Below are 21,709 nucleotides of genomic sequence, written 5' to 3'. Positions count from 1 at the left end.
GCGACAGCAGGATGTAGGCGCTGGAATTTATCAATCACATCATTGGAACAAGTAATGGAAAAATATTCTCGCTGGAGTGCGGCGTTTGCACTGGTATTAGCGACGGCGGCGTGGGGCGGGCTGTTTCATGTCGGCAAACTGGCACTGACCAATCTCGACCCGTTTTGGTTTACGCTGATCCGCTACACAGGGGCCGCAGCGCTCCTGCTCGTGATCCTGTATAGCCGCGGCGAGGTGCGCTGGCAGCTGTTGCGTCAACACTGGGTTCGTTTGCTGTACTACGGAATTCTCGGATACGGCATGTTTGGGATCTTGGTGTTTGTCGGACTGGATCATTCGGTGCCGTCGCATGGCGCCGTCATCATGGCGACGATGCCGGTGACTACCTTGTTCCTGCGCTGGGCCTTCGAGCGCCAGCGGCCGCAGTGGTGGGCATGGGGCGTCGTGTCGTTGACGATTGTCGGTGTCGTCCTGGTCTCAGGTGTTCTTTCCGCTCCGACCGCGTCCGGCGGTCACACGGCCACCATTTACGGCGATCTGGTGGCGCTGTTCGGGACTTTGGGCTGGGTTACCTATACCCGAGGCCAAGGGAAGCTGCCGCAACTAAGCGTGATCGAATACACCGCCTTTACTGCAGTATTGGCGTTGCCCGCACTCTTCCTGCTGGCCGTACTGGCAACAATGATTGGCTGGGCACATCAACCCAGCGTCGATAACTTGGTACACGTGGCACCTGCGATGGCATATATCGTCGTTGTTGCCACCGTGCTGGCCGCGCTGGCATTCAACAAAGGCGTACGCCAGCTCGGCGCCACCCAAGGCATTGTCTTCATCAATTTTGTGCCGGTATCGGCGCTGGCGATCAGCGCGTTCCGCGGCTCGATGCCGCACGCAATGGAAATTGCCGGCACGCTTCTGGTGGTCTGTGCGCTCCTGATTCAGGCGCGCCTGACACGACCACGGCCTGCGTGATCCCGGCTGCACCGGTCGCGGCCGGTAATCCATGGCTGCGATATTCGGGGGACCGCGGCGGTATATGCGTCGTCGCTGCCGGCGGCGCGAATACATGCAAGCAGTCCCTACCATTTCAACATCGCGTCCGGTAGTGCACGGACAACAAACAGGAAACCCGCATGAAACCGATCACCAACCATCTAATTTCGAAAACCGTTGCCGTACTCATCGCACTCGCGTCATTTGATGCACAATGCGGCACGCTTGGCGTCTATACTTCCGACCAGAAAGGCTTTGACACCCACACCTTCTGGTACGACGACGGCAAGGAAGTGACACTGATCGACACGCAGTTCGTTCCGCAGCTGACCGAAGCGATGGTGCAGCAAGTCAAAAGCAGCACCGCATCGCCGATCACGCGCGTCATCGTTACCCACGCCAATCCGGACAAATACAATGGCCTGGCCTACCTCCACAAGCTCGGTGTAGAGTCGATCACGAGCGCTGCAGTGTCGCGCGAAATGCCCGTGGTGCATGCGTACAAGGAAAATTATTGGGTCAACGTGGCAAAGATGTTCAAGCCCGGCACCTATCCGGCATTCGAGAATGTCAAAAAAACCTTCATTGGTCAGACTACGATTTCCCTGCAGTCGGGTGAAACGCTGAGCCTGTTCGAGCTGAAAAATCCCGGCGTGACCAATAAGCAGGTGGTCGTGCGCGTCGACAAGACGGGCGACCTGATCGTCGGCGACCTGGTGCATAACAAGGCCCACCTGTGGATCGAAGGCGGACTGGTGGACGGCAAGCCCAACGCCGATCTGCGCAAATGGAGCGCAGCGGTAGCCGAATTGCCTGCCCTGGCCGGCGATAAGCCAGACGCGAAGGTGTATGGCGGCCGCGGCGCATTTGTTGCGGTGGGCGACGCAGTACGGGAGGAGGAGCGCTATTTGGCGCGTGCCGACCAACTGGTGAAATCCTATGTCAAGGAACTGGGCCCGCGCCAAAACGAGCTGGACGATCCGCGGACAGCCGGCGCCCACTATCAGGCGATCGAACAGCGCTTTGTGACCGATTTTCCCGACTATCGCCTGCCTTATATGATCGGTTACAGCGTCTATGGTCTGATCGGGTCGATGCCAAAGTAAGTGCGCCGGCCGACGCTCTGCGGCTGAAGCAGTCGCAGGCATCGCTACGCGACGTGGTCTGGATTTGCCGCTGGCCACCGCTCGACAGCATCATTGGCGCCAGGCACATCAGACACATCAGGGGCACGGCGACGACCAGTGCTGTGCGCCCTCCGGGTCTGTCGGCCGATCCCCGAATTGGCCGGGCGCCATACCGAGTAGCTGGCGACGCGGCTCCGCTTCCCTAACTTCGACAGGCTCCTGGTCAATATTGATAGGCATATAGCCTGATCTCTGATTTGTCTTCGCTCAGACTGATCATCTTCTCGAATTTCATGCCGATATTTTCCAGCAGCCTGATCGAACCGTGATTGTCGGGGTTGGTGATGGCGACCAGTCGTTTCAGGTCAAACGCCGACTTGCCGTGTGCCTGCACCGCTGCAGCGGCTTCCAGCGCATAGCCCTGGCCCCGGTAGCGCGGGAAAAAGGCGTAACCGATATCGACATCATCGAGCCCGTCTCGTTTAATCAGGCCGCACATGCCGATCGGCGTGCCATCGGCTTTCAGCGCGGTCACATACAGGCCGAAGCCGTGGCGCTCGTACATCGCCAGCGGGCCATTCACAATCGAGGCGTGCGCCTGCTCCAGCGTGCGCACACCCTTGTCGCCGATGAAGCGCAGCCACGACGGTTCGTTCAACAGGGCGAGGTAGAACTCGGCATCGCCCTGCGTGATGCGGCGCAAAATGAGTCGCTCGGTTTCAAGTACTGTCATGGTGGTCGTGGTCATCGTTGGTGGATCGTTATTACTGCGTTATTACATCGTTGTTAAATCGTGATTGAAATGGGATCAGGGTTTGACGCAATCGCAGACTTCGTTGCCCTTGTCAAAAATGATGCGCCACACGCCGGGCGTCACGCTAGTTGTCGGGGCACTGCAGGCCGCAATCCGATCGGCATGGGAAATGCTTGGGTCAATCGGGAAGGGTGAGTGATATGCCAGTTTGCAGTAAGGTGGCGAGCGCCTCCGCCACCATCGGACGGCCGAAATAGTAGCCTTGGCCCTCGTCGCAATGCTGGGCCAGAAGAAATGCGTACTGTTCTGGTGTTTCCACGCCCTCCGCAATGACGCGTTTCTTGAGGCTCTTACCCATGCTAATCACGGCACTGACGATGGTGGCATCGTCCGGGTTGCTGGTCATCTGGTGCACGAACGACTGGTCGATCTTCAGCGTATCGATCGGAAACCGCCTCAGATAACTTAGGCTGGAATAGCCGGTGCCGAAGTCATCGACCGCCAGCTTTACACCCATGTCTGCGAGCGCATGCAGCACGCAATTGGTAGACTGGGCATCCCGCATGAGGACGCTTTCGGTCAGTTCGAGTTCCAGATAGCGCGGCTCCAGACACGTATCCGCGAGGGTCGCACGTACATTTTCAAGAAAATCCTTGGCGCGAAACTCGAGCGCGGAGGTATTGACGGCGACGATGATCGGCGCCAAGCCAGCCAGCTGCCAAGCCTTGGCCTGGAGACAGGCTTCGCGCAGCACCCAGCGGCCAATCGGCAGGATCAGGCCACAGTCTTCGGCGATGGACACGAACTGCGCTGGTGCTAACAGCCCTCGCTCCGGATGCTGCCAGCGGATGAGCGCCTCAACGCCGACAATCGTGCCGCTCTGCAGATTTATCTTCGGCTGGTAGTGCAACACAAATTCCTGCCGTTCCAGGGCGCGGCGCAGACTGGCTTCAATGGATTGCCGCTGGACGGCCCGCGCATTCATGTCCTGCTCGAAGAATTTGCAATTGTTGCGGCCGTTTTCCTTGGCATAGTACATCGCGGTATCCGCACTCTTGATCAGGGTTTCCGCATCCTGACCATCGTCGGGGTAGATGCTGATACCAATACTCACGCCAATATGGAGATCGTGCCGGTCGATGTGATGAGGCAGCGAGAGCGCCGCGAGTATCTTTTGCGCAGAGAGCGCCGCGTCTTCTGCATGCTCAATCGAGGAAAGCAGCAGCACGAATTCATCGCCCCCCTGGCGACTGATGGTGTCCGAGTGACGCACACAACCCACCAGGCGTTTTGCAACCGACTGCAGCAGTTGGTCGCCCACCGCATGCCCCAGGGAGTCGTTGATGTTTTTAAATCGATCCAGGTCCATGAACATCACCGCAAGTTGCCCGCCTTGACGACGAGCCAACTTGATCGCCTGGCTGAGCCGGTATTGCAGCAGCATGCGATTAGGCAAACCGGTGAGAACATCGTGATGGGCCAAGTGATACAGCTGGGCTGTCGCCGTTTCGGCTAGTTTGTGTGCTTCAACTGTAGCGATGACCAAGTGCGTGTTCGCTTGCTGCAACATAATCATGTGATCGTCGGACGTTGCCTGTATTGCGCCTGCCGCGCGAATTTCCTGCTCGCGCGAGGTGGCGTTCCCTTCGCGCAAATCGGCAGCGTCTTCGCGCGAGGTGAGTTTTCCTTCGCGCAGATAAGCAGCGTCGTCACGCAAGTCGGCAGCATTTTCACGCAAATGGGCGGCATCTTCTCGTGCCGTGGCCAATTTCTCGCGGCTTAGCACGGCTGCTTCATCGTCAATGATTGCGCTTTCCCTGCGCGTGATATTTTTTTCGAGGACGGCTGGGAACCTGTCTTTGTGCTGGTTTGACACACACGGTTGACCGGGGTCATCGGTATGAGAAGCGCTATTATTGTCATTTCTGTTCATTACCGCGATCTATCACCTGGTCGTTCTAGCTACGGGCTGAGCGTGGACCGGCCCGACATGATTCCGGCATGCTCAGATAAGGTCTCGCCAACAATGATGCCTTCGTCTGTAATGTCAAACAATTGAATGTCCTTGCTGTGCTCACTGCCGCGGACTGTAACGACCGAGACCACGCGTGTGAATTGGCCCAGCATTTCGATATAGCGCTGCACGATAAATGCGTCAGCGAGAAAAGCGCTCCCAAATCGATTAAAGCGCAAATCGGTGTAGCGGTCTTCCAGTTCCGAGGTCATTAATATGGCCACGCCGATTGCAGTAAGCTCGGCAATGATCCTGTACCGTGATCCGCAAATATCTTCGCTAAACGCAGGTGCCAGCGCCAAGCTCAAATCCAGACAAGGAGTCAGTGACGATGCGCTTTGCCGGCATTCGACGACTCATTTCGATCAAATCATGCAGGCTTGATCAATCGACAACTTCAGGGAGCGCGTGTCGATCACCCGAACTTGTGTAGCCTTGATCAGCGCATACAGCGTTTTGCTCAGCTTTGGGTGGGGCTCTTCTCAAACGCCGCAATCATACCTCGTTCGCCCGTGCTTCCAAGCGGTTTTGGTTCCATGTCTCTTCCTCTAGTCGTTGTATTACGTCAAAACGACAAATTGCGATACCTGCGCCGGTGCGTGCTGCACTTGGCCATCTCGATGACGACCGAGGTAAAGCTGTCGATCAGCGCCAGAATAGCCTCTCTCGGACCGGATTTCCATTCATCGCTACCGTAAAAATCATCCTGACTTTGTTGTCGTTCGGCCAGGCTGCCGTACGCGCGCATCAGGTAATACGACTCGTCGTCATGCGGTGACGGGCCAAAGGCAACCACGTCGACCGCCCAGCGCAGCAGCATCGGGACCGCCATTTCGCGCGCCACGCGATCGAATTCGGCGCGGGTGCCGGGCTTCAGATGGTAACTGCGGATTTCCACGAATTTATTCATCGGCAGGTCTTTTGGGTGAGCATGCGGCGGTTGGGATTTGGCATGAGCATACGACGGCGTTCTGACCGATTCCAGTTGCCAGACATAGCAGTAACAGACGCGCACCCCAGCCTTGACTACGGCCGAATCGCGGATGCCAATCAGGGTTGACGGCGTTTCTTGGCGCGCCGCAGCAACAGTCCGGCGCCGATGCCGACCACGGCCGCCAGTGCTACGCCGAACCACAGCGGAAACCAGCCCGATGCGATGGCGGCGCCGGCCAATGCGCCCAGTACCAGACCAAGAACGATAATCGCTACCAGGATTGTGGTTTTCATTGGAGTGTTCCTTGCTGGTTTTTTTAACGGATTGGTATCAATAATATTGGGAGTATAGGCAGAAATGCCCGTTATCACCCCTTACTTTAAACGGCAATAAAAAATACAGGGTGTAGTATAAATTGGCGATCGGGGCCATGAAATAGCGGGCACGCCAGTGCGAGCGGCTGCAGAAGGACGAAGCCTGAGACTATAAACCAAGCCGTTGCCACTGGGTAGGGCTGGGGCACGATCCCGCTAGTGAGACTCAGCGATCCACGAGCTTCTGCATCAGCAGGACAGCGGTCGCCGGGTCGGCATCAACGGTGACGAAGCCGAGCCCGGTGTAGGTCTTGACCGCCGCAGCGTTATCGGAGTAGACACGCAAGGTAAAGCGGCTTGGCGCCATTGTGCTGACCGCGTGCGCCATCAGCAACTGGCACAGCGTCGCGCCGAGACCGTGGCCGCGCGCGGCGGGGTCGACGATGATTCGCGCCAGATGCACGGTGCCGGGCGCCGGTGTCAGGATCTGACCAAAGCCGACTAAGCGATCGGCATCGAGCAGGGAGAACGTGGTATCGAGCGTGGCATTCAAAAGCGCCGGCAGATCGGTCACTTCAAAGGGGAAGGGCAGTCGCGGGCCGGCCCAACGCCGGCAACCATCAGCGTCGGTGATCCACGAACCGACAATCGCGTAATCGGACGCCTGTGCGGTGCGTAGTTTGAACGGCGGCTGGTTCAGCATTCCGATACGCTGGCTTGCATTCCGTTTTCGTTAGTTGATGCTTCTGGTGGGATCCGATAATACGATCTGCCAGTAGCCGACGTCCAGCCACTGATCGAATTTGAAACCGACTTCCTTGAAATGAGCGACTTTCTGCATGCCGAATTTTTCGTGCAACGCGACGCTGGCCGGATTGGGCTGCGCAATACCGCCCATCGCCACGTGCACCCCGCGCTCGCGCAACGTGGAAAACAAGGCCTGATACAGGCGGGTGCCAAATCCTCGCCGGGCAACGGCAGCATCGAGGTAGACCGATACCTCGACCGAAAATCGATAAGCGCAGCGCCCCTTCCATTTGCTGGCGTAGGCATAGCCGGCCAGCTGTCCGTCCTGTTCGATCACCAGCCAGGGCAGGTCAGCGCCGGTGATTTCGGCGATGCGGCCGCGCATTTCTTCGGCCGACACCGGCTGCTCTTCAAACGACACCGTGGTATTGACCACGTAATGGTTGTAAATGCGGGCGATGGCAGCAGCGTCGCTGCTATGGGCGGAACGGATCACAATTAACTCCAGATTTGTGGTGCCGCGCGCCGGCACCCAACGGTGGTTACCCAACACATTATTCGGCGGCTTTCATGTTGAAGCTGGCTGCCGTGCCGCAAGCGTGACAGAACTTGGCGAACGAGCCCTTGCGCGTATTGCAATGACCGCAATGATCGTGCAGCCCGATGCCGCAATGCGGGCAGAAGTCGTTGGTCGGGTCCTTCAGGTCGACCGGGCGTTCGCAACCGGGGCAGACACCCTTGGCCAGCCGTGCCAGTGCCAGGTCATAGCTGAGCTCCTCGCGGCGCTGCACGTCCGGCATTTGCTCGGCCTGCTTTTGCCGCTCCAGGTAACGGGTCAGCGATATGATCGCCTGCCGTCCGACCAGTACCGTGATGACGATCCCGACCAGGTAGCGCACGTAACCGCCGTAGCTGGGCAGATAAGGCACCAGCTCGACGAAGAAGGTAAACAGCGCGAACAGAATGAAGCCCCAGACAAACGGCCAGTAGGTGCTTTTTCTTTGCTTCGCAAACAGCCAGCCGGCCACCACCAGCAGCGGCAAGGTCAGCGCCAGCCGATACAAGAACACCCGCAATTCCTGACGTCGCTGGGCCTGTCGCAGGCCGTCGCCGGCGACACGCTCCAGTTCCCGCAACTGGGTCTGCGCTCGTTGCTCGGCCTGGCGGGCGTCGGTCGCGATCTGTTGTTGCGCCTGGACGCCGGCCAATGCCTGGCGGTCGGCCGTCTTCAGTGCTTCGAGCTGTCTGGTGCGCGCGATCAGCTCACTGTCCTGGTCGGCGCGTTCGGTGACATGGCGCGTCGCCAGCCAGCTGCTGAAGGTCTCGCGCGCCGCGATGTAATCCGATTGCGCGACCTTGCGCTTGAGTTCCGCCTGCTCCAGCGCATCGCTGGCGGTCTGTGCGGTACTCTGCGCGGAGCCGATCGCATCCCGTGCGCTCGCGGCGCCGCTGTGATCGATGAAGTCTTCCAGCGTGTAGCGATGCTCCACCTGCGGCAGATTGCGCACCACGGTGCCACCCAATCCAATCAGGAAGCCGGCAAACACCAACGCCACCAGCCACAGGCCACGGCGGAACCATTTTTCGGACAGTCTTAAGGATTTGCTCATGAGAGATCGCTGGTAAGGTTATTGTAATTTAGCGCGCTGCCAGACCGATGCTGATCCGTTGGTTGCCGTTCCAGCATGCCATATTGTTCTCCATCCGGTTGTGGCCGCTATATGGTTCGGGCTGCAAGGCAGCGGAGTTGCCACCAGGCGGTCCGGTCATTTGTCTTCCCGCTCGCGGTGAATGGGTCTGAATTGAGACGTGTTACCTTAGCAAGCCGTATTCACCGCCGCGCTCCAACGCGCGTTGATAGGCCGGACGTGCATGGATGCGCTGCAGGAAATCCATCAGCCTGGGCCGGCTCGCATCCAGCCCGGCACGCGCAGCCGCTGCCTCCAGCGGGAAGCTCATTTGGATATCAGCGGCGGTCAACGCGTCACCGGCAAACCATGAGGTCTTGCCCAGCTCCGCTTCCAGATAATCGAGATGCTGCCGGATCTGCGGTTCAATGAACGAGCTCTTGGCGCGGCGCGCGATGGCGCGTCCAACCGGTCGGACCAGCCAGGGCATCGGTCCCTTTTCGATACGGTCGAACACCAGTTTCATCAACAGCGGCGGCATCGCCGAACCTTCCGCGTAATGCAGCCAGTAGGTGTAGCGCAGCTTGTCGGGCGACCCCGCGGCCGGTATCAATCGTCCGTTGCCGTAACGCTCGACCAGATATTCGACAATCGCGCCCGACTCCGCGATCGTCAGCCCATCGTCGGTAATGACTGGCGATTTGCCGAGCGGATGGACCGCACGCAGCTCTGGCGGCGCCAGCATGGTTGTTGGATCCCGCTGGTAGCGCTTGATCTCGTATGCGAGGCCAAGCTCTTCGAGCAGCCACAGGATGCGCTGCGAGCGCGAGTTGTTCAGGTGGTGAACGATGATCATGGAATTATTCTCGCAAGACTACTGGCTGGTGTCGAACCACGTTGTCAGCATCACAGGCTTGACCGACCTTTCGTTTACGATGATCACGCCATTGCCGACGGCTTGAAGTGGGGATTTTCGATGATGCCGAAGCGGTTGCCGAACGGATCGGTCACCGCCGCGACCCGGATGCCGCCGCCGACATCGGTCACCGCTTCCAGTGCAGTGGCGCCGAGCTGTTGCAGTCGTGCGAACTCGGCATCGGCATTCGCCACGCCCCACAGCGGCTGCGGGCCGGTGATGCCCGGCGTCCCATTGGGCACCAGTCCCAGTTCGAAGCCGCCGACCGAAAAGCCGACATAAAACGGTTCATCAAAATACGGCTTTCGGGCCAGGACATGCTCATACCAGATTCTGGCACCGGCCAGATCGGGTGTCGGATAGATGGCGCTGCGCAAACCGAGAATCATGCGGGTCTCCTGAGAATGACTGTTGAAGTGAGAAGATACACGGCATCGCCGGCGTCGGCGATCATCGATTGGGACTCGGCCAGCGATAGCCGAGCACGTGTGCCAGCGGATAGGAATGTTCGCGTACCTGGCCGAGCTGATTGCCGCCAAGGAGATAGACATGCTCCCGATCCGCGCGCAAGAAAAATCCGACGTGGCCCTTCCAGCTGTCTGGCTCGTCGCGCTGCAGTACCACGATGCATCCTGAGATCGGTGCGGACAGCGGTTGCCCGTATTCCAGCCAGGAGCGCGCCAGCGCCGAACCGGTGCCGGCAATGCCGGCCTGTGCCAGACACCAGTTCACAAATGACGAACACCAGGATGCCTTGTCATCGTAGCCGCGGATATTCGTGCCGTCGTGATACGCCGTGATGCGCGGGTTGCTCAGCCCTGCCGGATACTGGCTTACACCTGTTTCGGCCAAGGCAACCGGCATCCAGATCGGGTCGTCGTGCATGGTTCGAATGTCCGTCATTGATTAGCGCCCCAATATATCCGATCGTGGGCATGGCGACAACAAGAGGGCGGGAATCACATTGCAGCGACGGTGCGTCTGCGAGCGCGTTTGGAGAAAAAAATCCGCGGAACCGAATCAGCAAAAACGACGCGTTGGCGTGGCGCCATCGGGTAGGCGACTAGCGCAGTTCGTGCTCGAGCAGTGCGTAATACTCCATGTCGACAAAGCTGCCATTTTTGAAAGCGACCTGCCGCCGCCTGCCTTCATGGACAAAGCCCAGCCCGCGCAGCAGCCGACCGCTGGCGAGATTGGCGGGTTCAACTTCGCACTCCACGCGATGCAGTCTCATCTGCGAGAACGCATGGCTCAAAATCGCCGGCAGCGATTCGCGCATGACGCCGGTACCCCAATGCTCGGGCAGCAGCCAATAGCCCATGTCGACATTACGGTTCTCCCGGTCGCAGTCATAGAAACCGCAGGTGCCGAGCAGCGCAGCCGGCGCATCGGGGCGGCAGATCGCCCACCAGATGCCGCTGTGCTGTTGTTCAATCGCGCGATACCACTGCATCTGCATCTGCGCCGCTTCCTGCGTGGCGTAGCTGACGCCATAGTAGGCGGTCACGCGCGGATCGGACAATCCGCGAAAGATGTCAGCCAGATCGTCCTGTGCGATCTGGCGCAGCAGGAAATTGGCCGTATGGAGAGTCGGGAAGGAAGACGGGTCGGACATAAAAGATCGGCGATGCACGGAAGGTGCCACGGACGCCAATCTTAAACGAATCGAGTATGAGACGTGAACGGGATGGCGCCAAACGGGATATCAGCAAGCGGCGCAAGCAAGGGCGCGCACGCCACCTCTGGCGCAAGCCGGGTCACGAATGGGCCGCAGCCGTGTACAACTGATACGCGCGCAACGCAGTCACTGCTTCGGGCATCTCGCGGATTTCCGGGCTGCCGGTGATGAGATCATCGATGTGATTCTCCAGCGCCGCCATTTCTGTCTCTAGCTGAAAATGCGCCGGGCGATCCGATTGCACGACGCTCCAGCGCACGACGGGTGCGTCGCTGGTGCCGTTCAACAGCGATTTGCTGACCAGCCACTGTTCAAATGTTCGCGTGGGCAGAGCAGACTCGATCCAGATTAGTTGATCAGAAGACATCTGTTGGTTGCTGGCGGGACGAAGCTGTATTTCATAAATCATGGTGGTGATCTTTTATCTGCGGAGCAGTTTTGGCAAAAGTAGTGGCGTGGCCACAAGACTAATGACGCTGACCGCGCCGATTCGGTTGACAGTGGGTTGTGTTTTTAACTGGAAATTACGGGCGCAGCGCGGCCACAGACAACGGTTTGATGTCAAAAGTGAAATAAAACGGGGCGCATGCGGGGCGAGCGGGCGTCGGCTGAACCTGCCAATCCGCGACTATTGTTGTCTATTTGACTGTGTTGTCGGCCGGTCCGGCGTCAGAATGGAAGTGCCGTGCGCGATAGGTCAAGGTCAGCACCGGCCGGATTGAGCGCTGCCGTCAGCGGCTGCTGGTTGGACTACGCGCGTGTTGTGCGGATCGGAATGTCGAGTCCGCAGTCAGTTGCGAGGGTTCAGGATCGAAGGGGCATCGTCGCGGCGTCCCGGCAGTCGACGATGTTGTCGTCGCCCAGGTGGCGCGGCTTACGATTGCGGGTGACGATGCAGGTCAGCATCAGGCGGGAGAATTCGTATGGCGTTGGCAGCGGTGTCTGGAACAAGGCGCCATCGGCCAAATGTTCCAGCAGCCCGGTCCTGGAGCGGACCGTGGTGCTGGAATTACAGCGTGCAGACCGAGTTACAGTCCCTTGATTTAATAGCTGCCCATGAAGTCGCGCTTGCCGATTTCCACACCGTTGTGGCGCAGGATGTCGTAGGTGGTGGTGACATGGAAGAAAAACTGCGGAAAACCATAGGACAGCAGATAAGCCTGGCCGGACAGTTTTTTCTCTTTCGGCGTACCGGGACGCAGCACGATCTCGCGCGATTCGCTGCCGTCGAATTGGGTGGCGGCGAGGCCATCGATGAAGGCCAACGTTTTGGCGATGCGCGCCTGCAGGTCGGCAAATGTCTGCTCGTTGTCTTCATATGCCGGCACGTCGGCATTGGCCAGTCGCGCCGACACGCTCTTGGCGAAATCGGCAGCGATCTGTACCTGGCGGACCAGGTTAAACATGTCCGGGAACAGACGCGCCTGCAGCAACGCGTTCGGTTCGATGCTCTTGGCCGTCGCATGTGCTTCGGCCTTGGCCAGCACGTCGTGCAGGCCGCCGAGTATTTGCTTGAAAACGGGGATCGATGCGGTGTACATGGAGATGGTCATGAGGGTTTCCAGATTGAAGGTGACGAGAGGGCAGAGTGTAGTCGAAGTGGCACAACTCTGCCCGATCCGGTCCGCATTGCGCCGCAGTCAATACGCCGGCTGCCAGGTTGCAGCCGCGCAGTCTCGTAATGGCGCCGACTATCCGGCTTAGAACTCAAACACGGTTTGCAGTCTGATCGTGTTTTGCTGCCGTGCATTGGTCGTTTCGAACAGGTAGGCCAAGTTATATTGGATCGCGCGCCGGTCATCGAGATCGAGCGTTCCGAACAGCGCGGGACCAAATCGGTGTGATTGCTCGCGCTTGGGGTCCCAATGATCCCACTGCCCCATGTCGCCGAATCCTTGCAGGCCGGGCTCAAACAGCCGCTTCCAGTGATGCCTGACCTGCCACTGGTAACCCATCTTCATCGGATTGTCGCCAACGGCGCGGTAAGAGCGCGACAACAGCAGGTTGAAATTGAGCTGGGTGCGACCGATTTCGGTCTCGAACAGCGGGCCGACGGTCAGTGCATAACCCTCGTCACGCTCCTGCGGACGTGCCAGCTCGGTAAACAAGCCGACATCGACCGGGTATTGGCCGTGCGTCAGCCTGAAAATATTCTGCCATTCCACGCCCTCGAACTTGGTGCCGTTGCCGCCTTCGCGCTCGTACTCGAAATACAGATTCGAAAACCAGGATTCGCTGATGCCGTAGCCAAACGCCAAAGAAGCGCTGCTGGCGCGCGCTTCGTCTTCGATGGCGGTGCTGCCCGCATTCAGGGCGAACGTGCGCTGTCCGGCATTATCGTAGGTGCGGTACACATAGTCGGCCGGCCCGGCGAAAGATGCGCCGGCAATGATCGTCAAAAGGAGTGCGCAGGCTTGGAGCAGGATTTTCATGGGAGAGGATAGCGGCGTCGAACTCGATGCGGTGAGATCCGCGCCGCTGCATTGGCCGGAAACCAAAACTTACTCTACCAGCTAAATTTATTTCGGCAAAGAAATTAAACCCGCGAACAGGAATCGCCGTTGCTTCCCCACACAGGTGCGCGTTCAAGGCCGTCTGGCGCCGTCGGCAGGGTGCTCCCTGCTTAATGCTTAGGTGCCAACAGCAAACCGCTGCTGCAAATAGCTGATGATTTCAGCGGACCGATACAGCCACCGCGCCGTGCCGTGTTCATCGGTAATTTTCAGGCAAGGTACCTTGCCGCTGCCACCTTGCGCCAACAAGGCCTGACGGTTTTCTGCCGAATGCTGCGCATCGCGTAATTCGACCTTCAATGAATGACGGCGCAACTCCTGCCGTACCTTGATGCAAAACGGGCAGGTGCGAAATTGATACAAGGTCAATTGCCGGCAGGCGGCATCGACGCTGGCCTGTTCAGCCGCAGCGCGCACCACGCCTCGTGGTCTGGTCAGCCACTCGGTCAGCAGCATGAAAGGTCCAAGAATCAGGCGTAGCAGTCTAAAAAAATATTTCATCGGTTCTCTTGGTGGGATGTTGTCGACTTCAAGCAAGCGAGGCAGCATTGTAGACGACAAGCTGCCGCGTACCGCCAGTATCGCGCACGCCTGCGGCAGCAAGAACGGCATCAAACGGTATCAACCAGCCCCTTGGTCGCTTCCAACGCGGCGCTTAACGCGGCAAGCTGCTGGCGCAATGCCGCGTTTTCTGCGCTCAGTGCGGCAATTTTGCGGCGCAGGGCATCGACATCGCTGTCCGCTTGGCCGGCTGCGTCTGGCGCCGTTGGGGTGGCCGCAGCCGCAACCGGCTTGGCAGACGACTTCAACTCGCGCACCTGTTCCCGTACCTGTCTGGCGGCCTGCTGTAATTCCTTTCGGCCGCCGGCGACCGCAGCAACTTGTTCTGCACTCGGCAGCGACGCGACCGCGGCGGCGGCATTGATCGAAATGGTGCCGGACCGCACTGCCTGGACCAATTCCGGTGCGGCAGTTTTCTGGATTTTCTCGATCTGGCTGATGGTATTGCTGCTGATGCCGGCGACCCTGGCGATGTCCTGGCGGGTCTGGAACGGTTTACCTGCCGGCGTAGCGGCATCCGCTGCCTCGGCGGCATCGGGCTTGCTGTCGTCCGGCACCCTGGCGCGCGCGGCCACGATCTCTTTCTTGCGCAAGGCCAGCACCCCGCGCTGGAAATCCGATACGCTGCGCCGCGCCAGATGGTTATCGATCATCCACAGCTGCACATCCTCGATGCTCGCGAAGCTGTCGTTCTGCGCCGTCTTGAACGCGATATCGTGCTGCTGGCAGATCGCATACCGGTTATGACCGTCGATCAGCACCTCGCCCCACAGCACCAGCGCATCGCGGCAACCCTCGGCCACCATGCTGCGCTCCAGCGCCGCATGTTCGTTCGCGGTCAGTGGGTCGATGTAGGCACGCAGTTGTTCGTTGATGGTGATGCTCATGTTTTCTTTCCTGTTGAATTGATCCGCGCTGGCTGCAAGGGCGTTCGCCTTCAGATCCGATGCGCATAGTTGACCTCGCAGATGACGTTTATTGGACGTCAATCGCGCACGGCAGGCATTGTAGACGACAAGGCGGCAGCCGCCGCCCGCATCGGGCGGTGCTGTGCAAGCAATATCACGCAAGGTCGCAAGGGGGAGTTGAGACAAGCTAGGCAGGGCGGCAACTCCGACTAACCGCTGCATTCATAAAAAACAGGGAGTATGTTGGGAAATAGCCATTTCCCGCATGATTTCATTGCGTCTGGAAAAATACGGCGTGGAGTATATTGCAGGTGCAGGATGCGTCGGGTACCGTATTGAGCGCCGTAGGGTGCGCCGCGCGCACCGGAACGTCAACATCAACGGCAAGAATTTATCGATGGCCGGTGGGTGATTCGGTGCGCATGGCGCACCCTACATTCAGAGCCAGATTCACTCGCCAAGATTATTTGCAAATTCTGTCGCTTCGCTAAGTCCCCAGTCCGTTAAATACATCCCACCCGCGACGTAACGATGAAAGGTCGAATACGGCCAATCGATCGCCCGCGTCACAAGACCATGTTTCACCGGGTTCCAATGAATGTAATCGACATGCCGGGAAAAGTCATTGTCGTCGCGGATTTGATGTTCCCAAAAACGGCGTTGCCAGATACCAGTTTCCTTGCGGCTGGCGCGGGAGGCGGATAGGTCGGCGGCGCCAAATTCCGCCCCGCAGCGTTGGGAAACAAGGCGCTTGATCATGGACCAGCGTGCAGAAAAATTCGCATCCCCTTGCGGCAAGGTCCAGATGCAATGCAAATGATCGGGCAATAAAACCCAGGCATCGATAGTAAACGGATGGGATAAACGGGTTTGCGCAATCGCATCGCGCAATGCCGCACGCATCGTCAGCTCTGTCAAAATCGGCATGCGGCGCAAGGTATTCACGGTGAAGAAGTAAGCGCCGCCGCGGATGTTTGCACGCCGATAGTTCGACATATTTGATATGGCAGACGGTCAGAAAAACCGTAGGGTGCGCCGTGCGCACCAATACGTCAATCTCAACAACAAGAATTTATCGCAGGCCGGTGGATGATCCGGTGCACACGGCGCACCCTACGCGGACTTGTAAACTTTATTTACCCCACGAATCCTTCAACGTCACCACCCGATTGAACACCGGCTTCCCGGCCACCGAATCGACCCGATCGGCGACAAAGTACCCATGCCGCTCGAATTGGAAGCAGTCGCCCGGTTGGGCCGCGTGGATGCCCTGCTCCAGGTACGCGGTCACGACTTCCTTCGCGTTTGGGTTTAACACTTGTAGAAAGTCCTTGCCGCCGGCGTCAGGGTGCGGGTCGGTGAACAGGCGGTCGTACAGGCGCACTTCGGCCACCACGGCATGATGCGCGCTGACCCAGTGGATGTTGCCCTTGACCTTGTAGTTGGCGCTGCCTTCGGTACCGGATTTGCTGTCGGGGAAGTAGCTGCAATGCACCGCGATCACGTTGCCGGCGGCATCCTTGTTGCATCCGGTGCATTCGACCACGTAGCCATAGCGCAGCCGTACCTTGTTGCCTGGGAACAGACGGAAATAGCCTTTGCTCGGCGTTTCCATGAAGTCGTCCTGCTCGATCCACAGCTCCTTGGTGATCGGGAAATGGCGGTTGCCGCGTTCCGGGTGGTGCGGGTGCACTGGCGAGCTGCATTCGACGGAAAGTTCATCCGGGAAGTTGTCGATGACCAGTTTCAACGGGCGCAGCACGGCGGTGGCGCGCGGTGCCTTGGGGTCGAGGTCTTCGCGCAGGCAGCCTTCGAGCACGCTGTAGTCGATCCAGCCGTCCGATTTGGTGACACCGGTGCGTTCGCACATCAGCTGGATCGCTTCGGGTGTGTAGCCGCGACGGCGCATGCCGACCAGGGTCGGCATGCGCGGGTCGTCCCAGCCGTCGACGATGTTTTCTTCGACCAGCTGACGCAGTTTACGTTTGCTGGTGACGATGTAGGTCAGGTTCAGGCGCGAGAATTCATATTGCTTCGGCAGCGGCCGTTGGAAGAAACCGCCATCGGCCAAATGTTCCAGTACCCAGTCGTAGAACGGGCGATGGTCCTGGAATTCCAGCGTGCAGACCGAGTGCGTGACGTTTTCGATCGCGTCCTCGATCGGGTGCGCGAAATCGTACATCGGATAGACGCACCATTTATCGCCGGTGCGGTGATGGTGTGCGTGGCGGATGCGGTAGATCGCCGGGTCGCGCATGTTCATGTTGGGCGAGGCCATGTCGATCTTGGCGCGCACGATGTGTTCGCCGTTCTGGAACTCGCCGGCCTTCATGCGGTGGAACAGGTCGAGCGATTCGGCGACGGTGCGGTCGCGGTAGGGAGAATTCTTGCCCGGCTCGCCGAAGTTGCCGCGGTTGGCGGCCATTTCTTCGGCGTTCTGGCTGTCGACGTAGGCGTGACCCAATTCGATCAGGTGTTCGGCCATCGCATACAGCTGGTCGAAATAGTCGCTGGCGAAGTACAGATGCTGTTTGGCGTCGTGCTCGTAGGAGAAGCCGAGCCAGTGCACGCTGTCGATGATGGTGTCGACGTATTCCTGTTCTTCTTTTTCCGGATTGGTGTCATCAAAGCGCAGATGGCAGCGGCCGTCATAGTCGCGCGCCAGGCCGAAGTTCAGGCAAATCGACTTGGCGTGGCCGATGTGCAGGTAGCCGTTAGGTTCCGGCGGGAAGCGCGTGATGACCTGCGGCAGACCGGGGCGCAGATGGGCACCGTCTTTCAGGTCGTTCTCGATGATGGTGCGCAGAAAATTGGAGATGACGGGGGCGTGGTCAGCGGCGTGCGGGCCGTTTTTGGAGTCGTTGCTCATGTGGGTTCTTCAGAGTGCAATTTGAAAGATTTGGTTGAGGGCATTCTACCGTAGAGCAGCGCAGCGGCGGCTGGATCGATGCAGGGGGCACGCTACCCAAAGCGGCGGCGCTGGAATGCGGCCAACAAGTGGCAACTGTTTTTCATTTAAAGTATTGGCATTTTAATAGTGGTGAGTATATGCAATTTTTTCAATTAAATATTGCGGATTAACGATTTGTTATTGGGAGTATATTGATCTGGCGTACCGGCAAGCCGGTTTTATTGCGGTAGCTTAGCCAGCAAGCGGGCAGGATCTTCAAATTGCGTTTATAAACAGCTGGTTTCCCATGCAGCCGATAGCGCGCCGACCGAAAGGTGCTGCACCACCTGCGACAGCGACGCCCCTGATACCTCATCCCGCACCCATGACCCACCTCATCAAAAGCCGGCACGGCACAGGCAACAGATCCGTCGCGCATCCCGATACCGCGCACAAAGCGGTGCTGGATCTGGCCGACGAGCAGCTGATCGATGCCGAAATCGACGCCTTCCCGACGCCGGGGCCGACGCCGGTGCATGGCCGTCGCGGCCAAATCATTCTGGGCGCCAGCCTGGTGCTGATCGCGTTCAATCTGCGGCCGGTGTTTTCCAGCTTGTCGGCGGTGCTGCCGGAAGTGATGCGCGACGATGGCATTACGCCGGCCGGCGCCAGCCTGATGACGACCTTGCCGGTGTTGTGTCTGGGCTTGTTCGCACCGCTCGCGCCACGGCTGGCGCTACGCTTTGGCGCCGAGCGCAGCATCATCGGATTACTGGCATTGCTGGCGCTCGGGACCGCGCTGCGCGGGCTGGCGACGGTGCCGGCGCTGCTGCTGGGTTCGATTCTGGCCGGGGCCGGCATTGCAGCCGTCAACGTGCTGCTGCCCGGACTGGTCAAACGCGATTTTCAGCCGCAGGCCGCGCTGATGACCGGGATGTACACGATGGCGTTGTGCGCCGGTGCCGCCAGTGCGGCCGGATTCACGGTGCCGCTGCAACGGCTGTTCGGTTCGTGGTCGCTGGCGCTGGCGGCATGGGCGCTGCCGGTACTGGCGGTGTTGTTGTTATGGATTCCGCAGGCGCTGGTGCGGCCGGCAGCGGGCCGCTCGGTGGGTTTTATAGTGCGGGGCCTGTGGCGCGATCCACTGGCTTGGCAGGTCACGCTGTTCATGGGGCTGCAATCGGCGTTGGCATATTGCGTGTTCGGCTGGTTGGCACCGATTCTGCGCGAACGCGGCTTGAGTGGCGTCAACGCCGGGCTGGTGGTGTCGGTCTCGGTGCTGGCCCAGATGGCGGCCTGCCTGACGGCACCGTCGCTAGCGGTCCGCTGCAAAGACCAGCGTGGGATCAACGTGATCGTGGTCGGCATGGCGGTACTCGGGCTGCTGGGCTGCCTGTTTGCGCCGCTGTCATCGGTGTGGTTGTGGGCGGTGCTGCAAGGCGCAGGGCAGGGCAGCCTGATCGCGGTGGCGATGACGCTGATCGTGTTGCGCTCGCCGGACGCCCATGTGGCCGCGCATTTGTCGAGCATGGCGCAGACCGTCGGTTATGTGCTGGCGGCCGGCGGCCCGCTAATGGTGGGGCTGATCCATGGCTGGACCGGCGGCTTCAACGCGACCGGCGCACTGTTTGTGCTGATCGGACTCGGTGCGGCCGCGGCCGGGTTGGGTGCCGGGCGGGTCCGACATGTGCGGGTCAGGCTGGAAGGGCCGTTGCAGCGGCGCTGACGCGCTTGCCGGTTTCCTGAATGTCGAGCGAAGTTGTAAGCTTGCCGCGCCGCGTCTGACTAAGCAGCAGCGGTCGGATCACCCGGCCGGACTTGGAGGCATCGTGAAGACTTCAATTTTGGCCGTCGCGGCATTGCTGGTGTGCAGCGCCGTGCAGGCAGACACCATCGCCCAGACTTGCAGCAAGCATAGTCCGGCCCACACGGTTGCGTTGCTGGAGCTGTACACGTCGGAAGGCTGCGACAGCTGTCCGCCGGCCGACACATTCGTCAGCGGCCTACGCGGATCGGGCATGACGTCAGAGCAGGTGGTGCCGCTGTCAATGCATGTCGATTATTGGGACTATATAGGCTGGAAGGATTTATTTGCAAAAGCTGCCTTCACCGAGCGGCAGCGCTGGTTGTCCAACAACGCCGGCAGCCGCACCATCTATACGCCGGAACTGTTCATCGGCGGCCATGAATTGCGTGGTGGCGTTGGTGGCTGGCGCGGTGCTGTGCCGGCGGCGGTAAAGCGCATCAATGACAGGCCGGCCCGCGCCGACATCAGCATCGCGTTGGGCCGGCCGGCCGCCGGCAACTTGCCGGTGGAGGTCAGTGCGATCACAACACAGGACGCACAGAGCGGCAAACTGTTCGTCGCTGTGGTGGAGAACGGGCTCCGGTCAGTAGTCAAGGCGGGCGAGAATCGCGGCGTTACGCTGAAACATGATTATGTGGTGCGGCAATGGCTGGGACCGATTGCGCTGGCAGATCGCAAGGCGTCGTTGGTAACCAACGTGCCATTGCCGTCAGGCGCGACGGCCGGAAATTTGGGCGTGGTGGCTTTCTTGCAGTCGAATCAGGGCGAGATACTGCAGGCACTAATGCAACCGTTGTGCGGGGGATAAACCGCAGAACAATTGCATAAGCCGGAAATGCAAATGGGATGATCTACAGGAAAACCCCTGTACCTCATCCCATCATTGAAATCGTGACGATTCCAAGTGGATCAAAATCCGATGTGCTGTTCTGCAATGTTAGGCGTGTCTTCCTGAAATAACTTCCTTATCTGGGTCAGGACGGTTTCCGAATCATCGGAAATCGCGTCGCCGCATGTTAATAGTAATGATGATGTACATATTCTTCATGAACTTCATCCACTATCCAGTACGCAATCATTGCGAATGGAACCAGTAATGCCAGCGCGAAAACGATTTCCATAATCCTGAATCACCTATCGATGACCCTCATGTGCTCTGCGCAATTTCAGCGTAGTCGATATGGCACTCATTGCAAATACAATTTTCTATACACCGAGGGACAAGGTCTATTATTTACGCATCTTAATCGGCCTCACGGGCCTCATAGGCCTCACAGCTCCACTTGGTGTGTCACGTTTTCTGAACTAGTTATTACAACGGCGGGGTGACCGCTAGTGGCGTACTAGTGGCGCTGCATGAACGCGAATGAGCGCGCCGTTTGGCGGTGAATTCCCAGGACCTCGGGTAATGAAATTCGTGTGAACTTCGTTCACCATATGTAATCCAATAGTCCCGTACATGGGCCAAAGAATGTGGCTTGTGTAAGGTTTTTAAATAAAAGGAGCGATGATTATGTTGAATACCAGCGATATCAAACAACGCTTTAACCACATCGAACAATCTATCATGCAGGCTGAAAAGGCCTGCCAAGCCGGCGCCGGCGTGCCGAAAGATTTGAAGGACAGTATTCACAAACTCAGCACGGAAACCGACCGTGCAAAACCAGTTTTTCAGTCGCAGGATGAAAAGCAAATCCGCAAATGTGTCGATCAATTGGAAATGTATGGCGATCAGGCGCGCGATGCTTGTCAACGTGCAGGTAAACTCGATGACGCATTGAAAAGTTCGGTGATGCAAGTGCATAGTGAGCTATCTGAGTTGAAGCATCAATTGCATTGATTCGCTCGATTTAGTAGCTACGCGCTATAGATAGAGCAGTCTGGCAAGCAATAAAAAACGGCGCTGGATGCGCCGTTTTTGTCGT

The 21,709-nt window shown here is 58.7% G+C and carries 27 protein-coding genes; 7 read left to right on the top strand and 20 right to left on the bottom strand.

The window, feature by feature from the left end; translation table 11 throughout:
* Positions 1-54 precede the first annotated feature (54 nt).
* Complete coding sequence (locus ACFOFO_RS04060; RefSeq protein WP_390326514.1) at positions 55-972, top strand: DMT family transporter; 918 nt, start codon at positions 55-57, stop codon at positions 970-972.
* Between the two features lie 161 nt (positions 973-1,133).
* Positions 1,134-2,099, top strand: a complete 966-nt coding sequence (locus tag ACFOFO_RS04055) for an MBL fold metallo-hydrolase (protein WP_390330902.1) — start codon at positions 1,134-1,136, stop codon at positions 2,097-2,099.
* Positions 2,100-2,343: 244 nt separating this feature from the next.
* On the opposite strand, the gene ACFOFO_RS04050 is transcribed toward ACFOFO_RS04055, so the two are convergent.
* Both ACFOFO_RS04050 and ACFOFO_RS04045 read right to left on the bottom strand, forming a co-directional pair.
* On the bottom strand, positions 2,344-2,868 hold the full coding sequence (locus tag ACFOFO_RS04050; protein WP_390330901.1) for a GNAT family N-acetyltransferase: 525 nt from the start codon (positions 2,866-2,868) through the stop codon (positions 2,344-2,346).
* A 184-nt stretch (positions 2,869-3,052) separates the two neighbouring features.
* Positions 3,053-4,450: a putative bifunctional diguanylate cyclase/phosphodiesterase gene (locus tag ACFOFO_RS04045; protein WP_390330899.1), complete on the bottom strand. Its 1,398-nt coding sequence runs from the start codon at positions 4,448-4,450 to the stop codon at positions 3,053-3,055.
* On the opposite strand from ACFOFO_RS04045, the gene ACFOFO_RS04040 reads away from it, so the two are divergent.
* Complete coding sequence (locus tag ACFOFO_RS04040; RefSeq protein WP_390330898.1) at positions 4,451-4,657, top strand: hypothetical protein; 207 nt, start codon at positions 4,451-4,453, stop codon at positions 4,655-4,657.
* A gap of 179 nt (positions 4,658-4,836) precedes the next feature.
* Here the strand turns inward: ACFOFO_RS04040 and ACFOFO_RS04035 are convergent, their stop codons facing one another.
* The 16 genes from ACFOFO_RS04035 to ACFOFO_RS03960 all read right to left on the bottom strand — a co-directional run bounded on the left by ACFOFO_RS04035 (position 4,837) and on the right by ACFOFO_RS03960 (position 15,066).
* Positions 4,837-5,190, bottom strand: coding sequence for an ATPase domain-containing protein (locus ACFOFO_RS04035; protein WP_390326498.1), 354 nt, complete (start codon positions 5,188-5,190; stop codon positions 4,837-4,839).
* 263 nt (positions 5,191-5,453) lie between these two features.
* Complete coding sequence (locus ACFOFO_RS04030; RefSeq protein WP_390330897.1) at positions 5,454-5,798, bottom strand: NIPSNAP family protein; 345 nt, start codon at positions 5,796-5,798, stop codon at positions 5,454-5,456.
* 140 nt (positions 5,799-5,938) lie between these two features.
* The gene (locus tag ACFOFO_RS04025; RefSeq protein WP_390326491.1) at positions 5,939-6,115 is read right to left on the bottom strand and encodes a hypothetical protein; all 177 of its coding nucleotides are present in this window, start codon (positions 6,113-6,115) and stop codon (positions 5,939-5,941) included.
* A 247-nt stretch (positions 6,116-6,362) separates the two neighbouring features.
* The gene (locus ACFOFO_RS04020) at positions 6,363-6,839 is read right to left on the bottom strand and encodes a GNAT family N-acetyltransferase (protein WP_390326488.1); all 477 of its coding nucleotides are present in this window, start codon (positions 6,837-6,839) and stop codon (positions 6,363-6,365) included.
* A 30-nt stretch (positions 6,840-6,869) separates the two neighbouring features.
* Positions 6,870-7,379 (bottom strand): arsinothricin resistance N-acetyltransferase ArsN1 family B, encoded by a 510-nt coding sequence (locus tag ACFOFO_RS04015; protein ID WP_390330895.1) that lies wholly within the window; start codon positions 7,377-7,379, stop codon positions 6,870-6,872.
* A 58-nt stretch (positions 7,380-7,437) separates the two neighbouring features.
* Positions 7,438-8,493, bottom strand: a complete 1,056-nt coding sequence (locus ACFOFO_RS04010; protein WP_390326482.1) for a serine endopeptidase — start codon at positions 8,491-8,493, stop codon at positions 7,438-7,440.
* Positions 8,494-8,521: 28 nt separating this feature from the next.
* Complete coding sequence (locus ACFOFO_RS04005) at positions 8,522-8,653, bottom strand: hypothetical protein (RefSeq protein WP_390326480.1); 132 nt, start codon at positions 8,651-8,653, stop codon at positions 8,522-8,524.
* A gap of 42 nt (positions 8,654-8,695) precedes the next feature.
* Positions 8,696-9,367: a glutathione S-transferase family protein gene (locus ACFOFO_RS04000; RefSeq protein ID WP_390326478.1), complete on the bottom strand. Its 672-nt coding sequence runs from the start codon at positions 9,365-9,367 to the stop codon at positions 8,696-8,698.
* Positions 9,368-9,450: 83 nt separating this feature from the next.
* Positions 9,451-9,816, bottom strand: coding sequence for a VOC family protein (locus ACFOFO_RS03995; protein ID WP_390326475.1), 366 nt, complete (start codon positions 9,814-9,816; stop codon positions 9,451-9,453).
* A 61-nt stretch (positions 9,817-9,877) separates the two neighbouring features.
* Positions 9,878-10,330 carry a TIGR02594 family protein gene (locus ACFOFO_RS03990; protein WP_390326472.1) on the bottom strand — a complete coding sequence of 151 codons (453 nt, stop codon included), beginning with the start codon at positions 10,328-10,330 and terminating at the stop codon, positions 9,878-9,880.
* 160 nt (positions 10,331-10,490) lie between these two features.
* Complete coding sequence (locus ACFOFO_RS03985; RefSeq protein ID WP_390326469.1) at positions 10,491-11,042, bottom strand: GNAT family N-acetyltransferase; 552 nt, start codon at positions 11,040-11,042, stop codon at positions 10,491-10,493.
* 142 nt (positions 11,043-11,184) lie between these two features.
* A complete protein-coding gene (locus ACFOFO_RS03980; protein ID WP_390326467.1) occupies positions 11,185-11,472 on the bottom strand; it encodes a hypothetical protein in 288 nt (95 codons plus the stop codon).
* A gap of 676 nt (positions 11,473-12,148) precedes the next feature.
* Positions 12,149-12,658 carry a DUF1993 domain-containing protein gene (locus tag ACFOFO_RS03975; protein WP_390326461.1) on the bottom strand — a complete coding sequence of 170 codons (510 nt, stop codon included), beginning with the start codon at positions 12,656-12,658 and terminating at the stop codon, positions 12,149-12,151.
* 147 nt (positions 12,659-12,805) lie between these two features.
* On the bottom strand, positions 12,806-13,537 hold the full coding sequence (locus tag ACFOFO_RS03970; RefSeq protein WP_390326459.1) for a hypothetical protein: 732 nt from the start codon (positions 13,535-13,537) through the stop codon (positions 12,806-12,808).
* A 198-nt stretch (positions 13,538-13,735) separates the two neighbouring features.
* Complete coding sequence (locus tag ACFOFO_RS03965; RefSeq protein ID WP_390326457.1) at positions 13,736-14,119, bottom strand: glutaredoxin family protein; 384 nt, start codon at positions 14,117-14,119, stop codon at positions 13,736-13,738.
* Positions 14,120-14,229: 110 nt separating this feature from the next.
* Entirely contained in the window at positions 14,230-15,066 is an 837-nt protein-coding gene (locus tag ACFOFO_RS03960; protein WP_390326455.1) for a hypothetical protein, read from the bottom strand.
* Positions 15,067-15,352: 286 nt separating this feature from the next.
* Between ACFOFO_RS03960 and ACFOFO_RS03955 the strand changes: the two genes are divergently transcribed.
* Positions 15,353-15,499 carry a hypothetical protein gene (locus tag ACFOFO_RS03955; RefSeq protein WP_390326454.1) on the top strand — a complete coding sequence of 49 codons (147 nt, stop codon included), beginning with the start codon at positions 15,353-15,355 and terminating at the stop codon, positions 15,497-15,499.
* A gap of 38 nt (positions 15,500-15,537) precedes the next feature.
* Here ACFOFO_RS03955 and ACFOFO_RS03950 read toward each other — a convergent pair whose 3' ends face one another.
* Positions 15,538-16,083 carry an REP-associated tyrosine transposase gene (locus ACFOFO_RS03950; protein WP_390326452.1) on the bottom strand — a complete coding sequence of 182 codons (546 nt, stop codon included), beginning with the start codon at positions 16,081-16,083 and terminating at the stop codon, positions 15,538-15,540.
* Between the two features lie 136 nt (positions 16,084-16,219).
* Positions 16,220-17,956: a glutamine--tRNA ligase/YqeY domain fusion protein gene (locus tag ACFOFO_RS03945; protein WP_390326450.1), complete on the bottom strand. Its 1,737-nt coding sequence runs from the start codon at positions 17,954-17,956 to the stop codon at positions 16,220-16,222.
* Between the two features lie 406 nt (positions 17,957-18,362).
* Between ACFOFO_RS03945 and ACFOFO_RS03940 the strand changes: the two genes are divergently transcribed.
* The 3 genes from ACFOFO_RS03940 (at position 18,363) to ACFOFO_RS03930 (ending at position 21,624) form a co-directional block, all read left to right on the top strand.
* Entirely contained in the window at positions 18,363-19,703 is a 1,341-nt protein-coding gene (locus ACFOFO_RS03940; RefSeq protein ID WP_390330893.1) for a CynX/NimT family MFS transporter, read from the top strand.
* A 103-nt stretch (positions 19,704-19,806) separates the two neighbouring features.
* On the top strand, positions 19,807-20,592 hold the full coding sequence (locus ACFOFO_RS03935; protein ID WP_390326446.1) for a DUF1223 domain-containing protein: 786 nt from the start codon (positions 19,807-19,809) through the stop codon (positions 20,590-20,592).
* Positions 20,593-21,297: 705 nt separating this feature from the next.
* A complete protein-coding gene (locus tag ACFOFO_RS03930) occupies positions 21,298-21,624 on the top strand; it encodes a hypothetical protein (RefSeq protein ID WP_390326444.1) in 327 nt (108 codons plus the stop codon).
* Positions 21,625-21,709: the final 85 nt, after the last annotated feature.

Origin of the sequence: Pseudundibacterium arcticum (assembly GCF_042646465.1) — a bacterium.
In the GTDB taxonomy this organism is placed as follows: Bacteria; Pseudomonadota; Gammaproteobacteria; order Burkholderiales; family Burkholderiaceae_D; genus Undibacterium_A; species Undibacterium_A arcticum.
Note: the sequence above shows the minus strand (reverse complement) of the source record. Positions and strands in the feature narration are given on the sequence as shown.

Bases quoted from the DNA above. Each gene is read 5' to 3' on its own strand.
- ACFOFO_RS04060 (WP_390326514.1), top strand. From the start codon at position 55: ATGGAAAAATATTCTCGCTGGAGTGCGGCGTTTGCACTGGTATTAGCG.
- ACFOFO_RS04055 (WP_390330902.1), top strand. From the start codon at position 1,134: ATGAAACCGATCACCAACCATCTAATTTCGAAAACCGTTGCCGTACTC.
- ACFOFO_RS04050 (WP_390330901.1), bottom strand. From the start codon at position 2,868: ATGACCACGACCACCATGACAGTACTTGAAACCGAGCGACTCATTTTG.
- ACFOFO_RS04045 (WP_390330899.1), bottom strand. From the start codon at position 4,450: ATGATTATGTTGCAGCAAGCGAACACGCACTTGGTCATCGCTACAGTT.
- ACFOFO_RS04030 (WP_390330897.1), bottom strand. From the start codon at position 5,798: ATGAATAAATTCGTGGAAATCCGCAGTTACCATCTGAAGCCCGGCACC.
- ACFOFO_RS04025 (WP_390326491.1), bottom strand. From the start codon at position 6,115: ATGAAAACCACAATCCTGGTAGCGATTATCGTTCTTGGTCTGGTACTG.
- ACFOFO_RS04020 (WP_390326488.1), bottom strand. From the start codon at position 6,839: ATGCTGAACCAGCCGCCGTTCAAACTACGCACCGCACAGGCGTCCGAT.
- ACFOFO_RS04010 (WP_390326482.1), bottom strand. From the start codon at position 8,493: ATGAGCAAATCCTTAAGACTGTCCGAAAAATGGTTCCGCCGTGGCCTG.
- ACFOFO_RS04005 (WP_390326480.1), bottom strand. From the start codon at position 8,653: ATGACCGGACCGCCTGGTGGCAACTCCGCTGCCTTGCAGCCCGAACCA.
- ACFOFO_RS04000 (WP_390326478.1), bottom strand. From the start codon at position 9,367: ATGATCATCGTTCACCACCTGAACAACTCGCGCTCGCAGCGCATCCTG.
- ACFOFO_RS03995 (WP_390326475.1), bottom strand. From the start codon at position 9,816: ATGATTCTCGGTTTGCGCAGCGCCATCTATCCGACACCCGATCTGGCC.
- ACFOFO_RS03990 (WP_390326472.1), bottom strand. From the start codon at position 10,330: ATGACGGACATTCGAACCATGCACGACGACCCGATCTGGATGCCGGTT.
- ACFOFO_RS03985 (WP_390326469.1), bottom strand. From the start codon at position 11,042: ATGTCCGACCCGTCTTCCTTCCCGACTCTCCATACGGCCAATTTCCTG.
- ACFOFO_RS03980 (WP_390326467.1), bottom strand. From the start codon at position 11,472: ATGTCTTCTGATCAACTAATCTGGATCGAGTCTGCTCTGCCCACGCGA.
- ACFOFO_RS03975 (WP_390326461.1), bottom strand. From the start codon at position 12,658: ATGACCATCTCCATGTACACCGCATCGATCCCCGTTTTCAAGCAAATA.
- ACFOFO_RS03970 (WP_390326459.1), bottom strand. From the start codon at position 13,537: ATGAAAATCCTGCTCCAAGCCTGCGCACTCCTTTTGACGATCATTGCC.
- ACFOFO_RS03965 (WP_390326457.1), bottom strand. From the start codon at position 14,119: ATGAAATATTTTTTTAGACTGCTACGCCTGATTCTTGGACCTTTCATG.
- ACFOFO_RS03960 (WP_390326455.1), bottom strand. From the start codon at position 15,066: ATGAGCATCACCATCAACGAACAACTGCGTGCCTACATCGACCCACTG.
- ACFOFO_RS03955 (WP_390326454.1), top strand. From the start codon at position 15,353: ATGATTTCATTGCGTCTGGAAAAATACGGCGTGGAGTATATTGCAGGT.
- ACFOFO_RS03950 (WP_390326452.1), bottom strand. From the start codon at position 16,083: ATGTCGAACTATCGGCGTGCAAACATCCGCGGCGGCGCTTACTTCTTC.
- ACFOFO_RS03945 (WP_390326450.1), bottom strand. From the start codon at position 17,956: ATGAGCAACGACTCCAAAAACGGCCCGCACGCCGCTGACCACGCCCCC.
- ACFOFO_RS03940 (WP_390330893.1), top strand. From the start codon at position 18,363: ATGACCCACCTCATCAAAAGCCGGCACGGCACAGGCAACAGATCCGTC.
- ACFOFO_RS03930 (WP_390326444.1), top strand. From the start codon at position 21,298: ATGTTGAATACCAGCGATATCAAACAACGCTTTAACCACATCGAACAA.